At 68.4% G+C, this 9,192-nt stretch carries 8 protein-coding genes and 2 pseudogenes; 5 read left to right on the top strand and 5 right to left on the bottom strand.

Translation table 11 applies throughout. From position 1 onward, the window contains the following. Positions 1-203: pseudogene (locus IE294_RS45685) on the top strand (IS630 family transposase); the annotation flags it as partial. 679 nt (positions 204-882) lie between these two features. On the opposite strand, the gene IE294_RS45690 reads toward IE294_RS45685, so the two are convergent. Next, positions 883-2,295, bottom strand: a complete 1,413-nt coding sequence (locus IE294_RS45690; RefSeq protein ID WP_189895229.1) for an aminopeptidase P family protein — start codon at positions 2,293-2,295, stop codon at positions 883-885. A gap of 343 nt (positions 2,296-2,638) precedes the next feature. Between IE294_RS45690 and IE294_RS45695 the strand changes: the two genes are divergently transcribed. Beyond that, the gene (locus tag IE294_RS45695) at positions 2,639-3,622 is read left to right on the top strand and encodes a helix-turn-helix transcriptional regulator (protein ID WP_229918191.1); all 984 of its coding nucleotides are present in this window, start codon (positions 2,639-2,641) and stop codon (positions 3,620-3,622) included. A gap of 268 nt (positions 3,623-3,890) precedes the next feature. Here IE294_RS45695 and IE294_RS48810 read toward each other — a convergent pair whose 3' ends face one another. From IE294_RS48810 to IE294_RS45705, 3 genes are read right to left on the bottom strand one after another with little or no spacing between them, the layout of a single operon-like run. Next, positions 3,891-4,322, bottom strand: coding sequence for an aldehyde dehydrogenase family protein (locus IE294_RS48810; protein ID WP_229918186.1), 432 nt, complete (start codon positions 4,320-4,322; stop codon positions 3,891-3,893). Continuing rightward, a complete protein-coding gene (locus tag IE294_RS45700; RefSeq protein WP_229918188.1) occupies positions 4,319-5,323 on the bottom strand; it encodes an aldehyde dehydrogenase family protein in 1,005 nt (334 codons plus the stop codon). The genes IE294_RS48810 and IE294_RS45700 overlap by 4 nt, the downstream gene beginning before the upstream one ends. Further along, entirely contained in the window at positions 5,320-5,907 is a 588-nt protein-coding gene (locus tag IE294_RS45705) for an amino acid permease (protein WP_189895231.1), read from the bottom strand. Before IE294_RS45705 ends, IE294_RS45700 begins: the two co-directional genes overlap by 4 nt. A gap of 279 nt (positions 5,908-6,186) precedes the next feature. Here IE294_RS45705 and IE294_RS45710 point away from each other — a divergent pair, with 279 nt between their 5' ends. Further along, a complete protein-coding gene (locus tag IE294_RS45710) occupies positions 6,187-7,146 on the top strand; it encodes a LysR family transcriptional regulator (RefSeq protein ID WP_189895233.1) in 960 nt (319 codons plus the stop codon). Positions 7,147-7,198: 52 nt separating this feature from the next. On the opposite strand, the gene IE294_RS45715 is transcribed toward IE294_RS45710, so the two are convergent. Continuing rightward, entirely contained in the window at positions 7,199-8,113 is a 915-nt protein-coding gene (locus tag IE294_RS45715; protein ID WP_189895232.1) for an IS982 family transposase, read from the bottom strand. 140 nt (positions 8,114-8,253) lie between these two features. Between IE294_RS45715 and IE294_RS48815 the strand changes: the two genes are divergently transcribed. Together IE294_RS48815 and IE294_RS50190 are read left to right on the top strand one after the other, a co-directional pair. After that, positions 8,254-8,562 carry a transposase gene (locus tag IE294_RS48815; RefSeq protein WP_229918190.1) on the top strand — a complete coding sequence of 103 codons (309 nt, stop codon included), beginning with the start codon at positions 8,254-8,256 and terminating at the stop codon, positions 8,560-8,562. A 233-nt stretch (positions 8,563-8,795) separates the two neighbouring features. Further along, positions 8,796-9,129, top strand: a pseudogene (locus tag IE294_RS50190) (DDE-type integrase/transposase/recombinase); the annotation flags it as partial. Positions 9,130-9,192: the final 63 nt, after the last annotated feature.

A 9,192-nucleotide genomic window follows, 5' to 3' on the forward strand; every position in this document is an offset into this window, starting at 1 on the left:
AGCATTGGCCCTACGCCCCCGACCTCAACCCGGTCGAAGGCATCTGGTCCGTCCTGCGACGCACCACCACAGCCAACCGCGCCTTCGCCGACCCAGACGACCTGATCAGCGCCGTCCGGCGCGGCCTACGCCAGCTCCAGTACCGCCCCGGCGCCCTCGACGGCTGCCTCACCGGCACCGGCCTGCGACGCCAGCCACCATGACGACATCACGCATTCAAGGTCAGTAACAGCGCCCCAACACCTCGACAAGACGTCCGGCATGGGCACTGCCGGAGGGTCCGGTGTCAGAACTGGAGCAGCCGCGCGATGAGGTTGCCGACCTGCCTGCGTTGCCGCACTCGTGCATGTCGGCCAGTGACGCGTGGCGAGGGCCGCGGGGTCGCCGACCATCGATCGGCACTCGGGGAGTGCACCGACCGGCTGCTGATCCCCGACCACAGCCGCGCCGAGCACATGCTCCGTGCGTACGACCCACCACTTCAGCGGGCATGAGCCCGACCAAGGTGGAGATCACTGGCGCCACTCGACGGCCCGAACGTCATCCCCTTTCCGACCAGCCGGATCACATACCGGCAAGCCGTCAGCGGCCTCATCAACGAGTACCGCCGAGCAGGGCTGACAACGGGCACTCGTCGGCTCCCGCGGCTTCCTGAACGAGACCGACCGCCGGGCCGAGCCCGGCCCGGCGGTCCATGTGATTTGCGAACGCCTCTGCACCCACAAGGGCCCCGTAGTGCTCCTGGCCGACACCCCTGGTTCCCTCTTCACTTCACACCGGTCGGCTCGTCCGCTCGCTCTCGCGTGAGGTGGTGAGCTCGCGGTCATGCGAGGGCAGGCCCGCCGGAGGGCGGCCCTGCATCGGGCGCAGTTCTCGATGTGCTCAGCCCGCGAACCGGGCCATCCACGCCTCGACCTCATCCGCAGACCGCGGCAGGGCCGCGGACAGATTCTCGTGACCATCGGTGGTGACGAGCAAGTCGTCCTCGATGCGTACGCCGATTCCGCGCCATTCCTGAGGAACGGTCAGGTCGTCCGGCTGAAAGTACAGGCCGGGTTCGACGGTGAGCACCATGCCCGGTTCCAGTACGCCGTCGACGTACTCCTCAGTGCGGGCCTGCGCGCAGTCGTGGACGTCCAGACCGAGCATGTGACCGGTACCAGCCACCGTGAAACGGCGCTGAAGGCCCAGCTCGTACGCGCGGTCGGCAGGCCCTTCGATGAAGCCCCACTCGACCAGCCGCGCCGCCAGGGAACGCTGGGCCGCCTCATGAAAGTCCCGATACGCAGCGCCCGGTTTCACGGCCGCGATGCCCGCCTCCTGGGCCTCGTACACCGCGTCGTAGACCCTGCGCTGGACGGGGGTGAAGGTACCGCCGATCGGCAGAGTGCGTGTGACGTCGGCGGTGTACAGGGTGCGCGACTCCACGCCCGCATCGAGCAGGAGCAGTTCCCCGGGGCGCACCGGTCCGTCGTTGTCGGTCCAGTGCATGATCGTGGCGTGCTCGCCCGCGGCACAGATCGTGCCGTAGCCGACGGCGTTGCCCTCAAGGCGGGCGCGGCGGAAGAAGGTGCCCTCGATCCACCGCTCGGACGACTCGATCGCCCGTGACAGCTCACCGACGACGTCAGTGAATCCGCGCACCGTGGAGTCCACAGCCGCGCGGATCTCCTTGATCTCCCACTCGTCCTTCACGACGCGCAGATCGCTGAGGGCTTCTTCCAGCTCCGCGTCGCGCTCCGCCCCGGTGGCGACGGCGGCCTCGAGTGACGGGTCGATGCCGCGGACGATGCGGGTCGGTGTGCCGGAGGCGGCTGCCAGCTCGTCGGCCGCTGTGCGCACGTCCCGGCACGGCAGGCCGAGCACACGCTCCGCCTCGGCGAGGGAGCGGCGCCGGCCCATCCACAGCTCTGCTGTGGCACCGGTCCAGAACTCGTTGCTGTCCCTGCTGTCTCGCGGGAGTTGGTAGCAGTAGGCGTCGTGGCCGCCGTCGGCACGGGGTTCGAGGACAAGAGCACCGTCCCGGGCCTGGTCACCGGTCATGTGCACATAACCCGAGTACGGCCGGAACGGATAGGTGTCGTCGTTCGAACGGATCTTGAGGTTCCCCGAAGGGATCACGAGCCGTTCACCCGGGAAGCGCGCGGAGAGCGCGGCCCGGCGCACGGCCGCGTACGGGGCCTGCTCCTGGAGCGTCAGCTCGCGCCTCTCGGTGTCGGCCCACCCCGTCCGCATCAACGCGGACAGTTCTTCGGAGATCCCTGAGTACGAGCCGTTCTTACGGCCTTTCGCCACTGCGTCCGCCTTCCTGGGAGTCACGCGCCGCCACGTGCCGACGGCTAGTGCTGTGACCGGAAAGGTTCACCGGCTCGCGACGCCCGGCACGGCACCTCGCGGCGTTGTCGCATCACCCGAGTACATCCAGTACGCGGGAGATGCTCCGCCTCGTGATGCTCCCCCACTGCCTGAACGGCGTGGGAGGTGCCCCCAGCACCGGACGCCGCGAGCTTTCCGGCAAACCTTTCCGGCCACAGCACTAGGCGACGCTATCCTGCGGCACCCACGTATGGTGCCCAGTGGTGCCACTGGCACAGATCGGCCAGGCCTGACTGGCTGCGCTCCCCCGATAATGCGACTCGTGAGGAACGTGAATCTCGGCGATGCACTGCGGCTCCTGGGTATCGGTCAGGCGGCGGCCCGGGTCTATCTCACCCTGCTGGAACTGGCTCCTGCGCCGCTGAGCGACATCGCCGCGGCGGCCGGTCTGGACGGTCCGGGCCTGTCCGCGGCGTACCGCGAGCTCGTCGACGCCGGCCTTGCCGATGCCGCCGAGAGGGATGAGGACGTGGTGGCGCCGGTGGCGCCGACGGCGGGTCTCGAAGTGCTCGCCCGGCGCCGTGCGGCTGAGGTCGAGCAATCCCGCATCGCGGTCGCGGGCGCCTTCGATTCGTTCCGGCGCCAGCGGCTCGCGGCCCACAACGACCACCTCGTTGAGATCGTCACCGGCGACGCCATCGGTCCCAGGATGCGCCGAGCCTGGGCCAGCGCCCGCCACCAGATCCGGCAGCTCGAGTCGCCCCCCTACTTCCCTGTAGCCAGTGCCACCGAGGACGCACTGGCCACGCTGGCCCGCGGGGTTACACAACGCGTCGTGTACTCCCGCGAGTCGCTGGAACGCCCGGGCCATCTCAAACAAGTCATCGAACCCTGCATCGACGCCGGTGAGCAGGCCAGGTTGCTGGCATCCGTCCCCGTCAAACTCCTGATCATCGACGAGGCGTACGCTCTGGTGTCACTGTCGATCAAAGAGGTCGACGTGCACAACACCATGCTGGTCGTACAGCCGTGCGGTCTGCTCTCCGCCCTCATCGCACTGTTCGAGCAGTCGTGGCAGCACGCTCTGCCCTTCAAGGGCGGCACGGCCCGCCCAGTCGGTCTGTCCCCCGCCGACCGCCGTCTGCTGTGGCTCCTGGCCAGCGGCACGAGCGACGACGTCATCTCCCGCGAGCTGGGAATCAGCCGCCGTACGCTGTTCCGCCGCCTGGAGGTCCTGATGGCCCGGCTGGGCGCCGCGAACCGCTTCCAGCTGGCCCTGCAGGCCCAGCGCAACGGATGGTTGTGACGGCCGCCCTGGCCCGGAACCGGTGGCTGGCCGGCTGTGCCTGCACGGCATCTGGGTCTCTCGCAGCCGACCTGGAAGCAGAAGGCGATTCAGCGCTCAGGTTGCCTCCTTCAACCGCCCGCCGGTCGATTCCCGGCCCTCGCCCGCCTGCCCGGCCCTGGCGTGGGCCGGGCAGGCGGGCGGGAGTGGAGCAGGTCCCGCATGGCGGTGTGCCGCAGACCGGGCCGGTCCCGGTTCAGCAAGCGTCTTCCAGCGGCTTCCCGACTGCCTAGCCGCGTATCTGCTGGGGCAGCTTCCACGGGTTGTGGTCACGCAGGGGCGGCGGCAGCAGTTGCTGCGGCCAGGACTGGTAGGCGATCGGCCTGAGGAACCGTTCGACCGCGGCGGTGCCGACCGATGTGGTCGTGGGTGTGGTGGTGGCGGGGTACGGTCCGCCGTGCTGCATCGCATACGTCACGGCCACGCCGGTGGGCCATTCGTTCCACAGCACCCGGCCGGCTCGGTCGGCCAGCGCCGCCGCCAGCGCGCCGAGTTCATCGGCCTGGTCGGGCTCGGCATGCAGGCTTGCGGTGAGCTGTCCGGGCAGTGCGGCCACCGCTTCGGTCACGTCCTCCAGCCGCTCGTACTCGACTGCCAGGCCCAGCGGACCGAAGCACTCCTGTGCGGCGAGTGCGTCAGCGGTGAACGCCGCCAGGTTCATGGCAAGCAGACGTGGCCCTGCGGAGGTCTCATCGTCGGGCCACACCAGGCGGCGTATGCCGGGGCGTCCTGCCAGCCGGAGCGTGCCGTCGAGGTAGCCGTGGGTGATCCATTCGCCGAGCATCGGTGCGGCGCGGCTTCGTCGAACAGTCGTGCGATCTCGTCGAGGATGTCGTTGCCGGCGGGGGCGAACAGCAGTCCGGGGTTGGTGCAGAACTGGCCCGCTCCCTGGGTGAGTGAGGCGACGTAGCCCTTGGCGATGTCCGCCCCACGCGCATCGGCGGCCGCTGCGGTCACCACCACGGGGTTGACGCTGCCGAGCTCGCCGTAGAACGGAATCGGCTCGGGCCGCTCGGCGGCGACTCGGGCGAGGGCCAGGCCTCCGCGTTGTGATCCGGTAAAGGCGGCGGCGCGCAGGTCCGGGTGGCGCAGCGCTTCGATCCCGGCTTGCTGCCCTTCGATGAGGCAGAACACTCCGTCGGGGGCGCCGGCGCTGGTGAGGGCCCGCTGGACGACTGCAGCCGTGCGGCGGGAGAGTCGGGGATGGCCTGGATGGGCTTTGACCACTACAGGGCAGCCCGCGGCCCAGGCGGATGCGGTGTCGCCACCGGCAACGCTGAAGGCGAAGGGGAAGTTGCTGGCAGCGAAGACCAGTACCGGGCCGATGGCAGTTCGGTAGCGGCGCAGGTCGGGGCGCGCGCCGGTCGGCCACTGCGGGTCCGCCTCGTCGATACGGACGTCGAGGAAGTGGCCGGCGAGCACTTCGTCGGCCAGAAGCCGCAGTTGGAAGGTGGTGCGGGTCAGCTCGCCGTTCAGCCGGGCCGCACCGAGCTTGGTCTCGGCGTCAGCCAGGTCGACCAATTCTGTGCGTTCGCTCTCGAGGGCTTCGGCGACGGCTGCCAGTGCCTGCGCCTTGGCGGCCAGCGGTACGGCAGCCCATGCCGGAGCGGCGGCGCCTGCAGCGGCTACGGCCTTGTGCGGGTCTTCTGGGATGTTGATCATGCGGTGTTTCCTTCGCACAGCTCGTGTGGCTGGTTCTCCTGCGAATTGCGGTAGCCGAAGATGCCGTAGACGATCAGCCCGAGCACCATCCATACGGCGAAACGCACCCAGGTCGTCCAGTCCAGGTTGCTGATCAGCCAGACGGAGAACGCGACCCCGACGGCCGGCACCAGTGGCACGGGCGGGGTACGGAAGGCACGGGGCAGATCGGGTCGGGTCTTGCGCATGACGACGATGGCAACGGCAACCACGATGAAGGCCATCAGGATTCCGATGTTGGTCAGATCGGCGGCCTCCCGGATGGGCAGGAAGCCTGCGATAAGAGCCGAGCCGATACTGACCGGCCAGATCACTCGAGTGGGGACGTGCCGCTTCGGGTGGTTTCTGGCGAAGTACTGCGGCAGGAGTCCGTCACGGCTCATGGAGAACCACACCCTGGTGACGGCAAGCATATTGGCGAAAGCAGAGGTGGTGATGCCGATGACGGCACCGATGGCGACCACCATGCCGAGTCCGCCGAGTCCCACCGCGGCGAGCGCGCTGGAGAACGGGCTTTTCACGTCGATGTGCGCATAGTTCTGCATGCCCAGCAGGACCAGCGAAGATGATGAAAACTCCAATCCCGCCTGCCCTGGGAGGATTGCGTGTCATGCCTACGCCATCAGCAGCCAGTGCACCTGGGCGTGATCACGCGCCGCCCGCAGCGGGCGTCACTGTCACGTCAAGCACCACCGGTCGGAGCCTCGCCCCCGAGGGACTCTCCACAAATCCTCCACACCTGCTCCCGCCTGCACCGAAACCCCCAAAAATCAAAGCCCGGACGTAAAATCGGCTCACTCTTGAGAGACCTGGGACGGGTGCTGATGGAACTCGAACTCCGACACCTGCGGATGCTGTGCACGATCGCCGACACGATGAGCCTCGGCCGGACGGCCACCGTCCTGGGATGCTCGCAGCCCGCGGTCAGTAGTCAGCTGAAGCGCATCGAGCGGCTCATGGGCGAGGATCTCTTCGTCCGGGGCAGTGCGGGGGTGACGCCGACACGCTTCGGAGTCGAGGTGGTGGTGCAGGCCCGCAAGGTGGTGGCGCTGGCGAACCTGATCGGGCGCCGGCCCACCGCGGGCCGCCGCGGGACCGATCAGGTACTGAGGATAGCCGCGACGAATACGCCCATCCTGCCGGGGCTCCTACAGCGGGCGCGCACCGTCCTGCCGGCGCTGACCACACAGGTGAGCAGCGTGTACTCCTCAGCCGAGATCGTCAGGCTGATCGAGGACGACAAGCTGGACATCGCCGTCGCGGTCGACTATCCCGGACGGGAGCTGGGGCACTCGGATGCCGTGGTGCGCCGCGGCATCGTCACTGAGCCCAGCTTTGTGGCCCTGCCCGCCGCCCACCCGGCGAGCGTGCAACTGGACGTGCCGCTGCGCGACCTGGCGAGGGACGCCTGGTTCCTGACGCCCGACGACGGTGCGGGGTGGCCCGGCGTCTGCTACGACGTCTTCCAGGCGGCCGGCTTCACACCCGCCACCGTGCACGAGTACCTCGGTGACCGGGACCAGTTGCAGCGGATGATCGCCGACGGGCTGGGGATCTCCGTAGTCCAGGCGACGTGCAAGCCGAACCCGGGTGTAGTCGTCAAGCCGCTGGCCGGCACACCGCTGTGGTGCCGCTATGTGCTGGTGTGGCACCGAGAGCGAGTGTCCGACGAGGTCACGGAGACGATCTTCGGCGCGGCCCTGGCCGCCTACGAGGAACTCATCGGCCGGGCAACACACTTCCAGACGTGGGCCGCGCGCCATTACCGGGCCACGCGGGCGTAGGCGTACGGGGGGTACGACGTCGGCACATACCTGGATGATCGATTCCAAGGGGTCAGTGATCATAGGCGGTCATTGAGCGCAGGATGGGCTGCCCGGCGCGGTCGTTGTGCCAGATCTCGGCGGTCAGTGCGAGGAGCCGCTGCATGACACGGGCGATGACACCGCTGGGTGTGCGTCCGCGGTGCTGCTCGAGATCGAGCTGGCCCTCGAAGGTTTCGTTGACCGACTCGATGACCTGCCGCAACGGTTTGAACAGCGGTGCGCCGGGCCGTTCGGGCTCGCCCTTGCGCGCCGGCCGCAGCAGCCGGATGCCCCGCTCGTCCAGTTGATGTTCGACGTCGCGGCCGAAGTAGTTCTTGTCGCCGATCAGCGTCTGTCCAGGTCGGTCGGTGACGAGGTGCGGTTCGGCCGCGAACAGGTTCAGCAGGGTCTCGCGCTCGTCGGCCTTGGCCCCGGTCAGGGCGAAGGCGACGGGCAGGCCGTGGAGGGTGCACACCAGGTGCAGCCGCAGGCCCCAGAAGAAACGGCTGTGGCTGGCGCAGTACCCGTACTCGGTCCATCCGGCCAGGTCGGAGCGCTTTACGGTCTCGCGAGAGCGGCCGCACTCCACCGGCGTGGAGTCCACGATCCACACGTCGTCGCTCCATACCGAGGTGCTGGTGGCCAGTATCCGGGTGACCCGACGCAGCAGCTCGGCGGACTTGCGCAGCCGCTTGTTGTAGCCGGGCTGCTTGGGCAGGTACGGGAAGAGATGCCGCAGGTGCGCGCGGGCGCGGCGAAGCCATCTGGCCTCGGAGGTGAACCCGAGCACGGCCTGCATCATCGCGAGCGTGACCAGCTCGGCGTCACTCAGCTGCGGCGCAAGCCCCACTGTCGGCCGCCACGGAGCGAGATGCGGTGAGTCCTTCAGCAACTCATCGGTCTTCACATAGAGTGCGGCGGCGAGGGAGTCCAACTCTGTCTTCACATAATGACGTTGGGCTCCCTCGCCTCCTGCGCGCAGCCAATCCGTCCGATCGATCAGTCAGCGACGACCCCGGGTCTGCCGCACGATCGGGTGACATCTGAACTGGCTTGCCCTGTGGGGCGGGTGGGAAGGATGTCGCTGTGCCCAAGCCTTATCCGGAAGAGTTCCGCGAGGACGTCGTGCGGGTCGCGAGGAACCGCGGGCCGGGTGTGACGGTCGAGCAGGTGGCCACCGACTTCGGAGTCCATCCGATGACGTTGTGGAAGTGGATGCGTCGCGCGGACATCGACGACGGGACCAGGGCTGGGGTGACCAGCCAGGAGAGCGCCGAGCTTCGGGAAGCGCGTCGGCGGATCAAGCTGCTGGAGCAGGAGAACGAGGTCCTGCGCCGGGCCGCGGCCTATCTGTCGCAGGCGCATCTGCCGGGAAAAGGATCTACCCGCTCGTGAAGGAGCTGGCCGTGGACGGGGTGCCCGTCACGGTTGCGTGCCGGGTGCTGAAGCTCGCCAGACAGCCCTACTACCGCTGGCTGGACCAGCCGGTGACCGATGCCATCCTGGAGGAGGCGTATCGCGCGAACGCGCTGTTCGACGCGCACCGTGACGACCCGGAGTTCGGCTACCGCTTCCTGGCCGACGAAGCGCGCGGCGCCGGGGCCGTGATGGCGGACCGGACTGCATGGCGGATCTGCCGGGACAACCGCTGGTGGAGCGTGTTCGGCAAGAAGCGTGGCAAGGGCAAGAAGGCCGGCCCGCCGGTGCACGACGACCTGGTCCGTCGTGACTTCACCGCGACCTGTGCGAACCGGCTGTGGCTTGCCGACACTCACCGAGCACGCCACCGGCGAAGGCAAGCTCTACCTTTGCGCGATCAAGGACGCCTTCAGCAACAGGATCGTGGGCTACTCCATCGATGCGCGGATGAAGTCCCGCCTGGCCGTGGCAGTCCTGGACAACGCCGTGGCCCGGCGTGGAGACGTCGACGGGTGCATTCTGCACAGCGATCGCGGATCGCAGGGCGAAATCAACTGGTCGTCGCAACACCTTCTGATCACGGAGGTGTGCAATGGGACGACCGAG

The sequence above is a fragment of the Streptomyces canarius genome, assembly GCF_014650735.1.
GTDB lineage: Bacteria > Actinomycetota > Actinomycetes > Streptomycetales > Streptomycetaceae > Streptomyces > Streptomyces olivaceoviridis.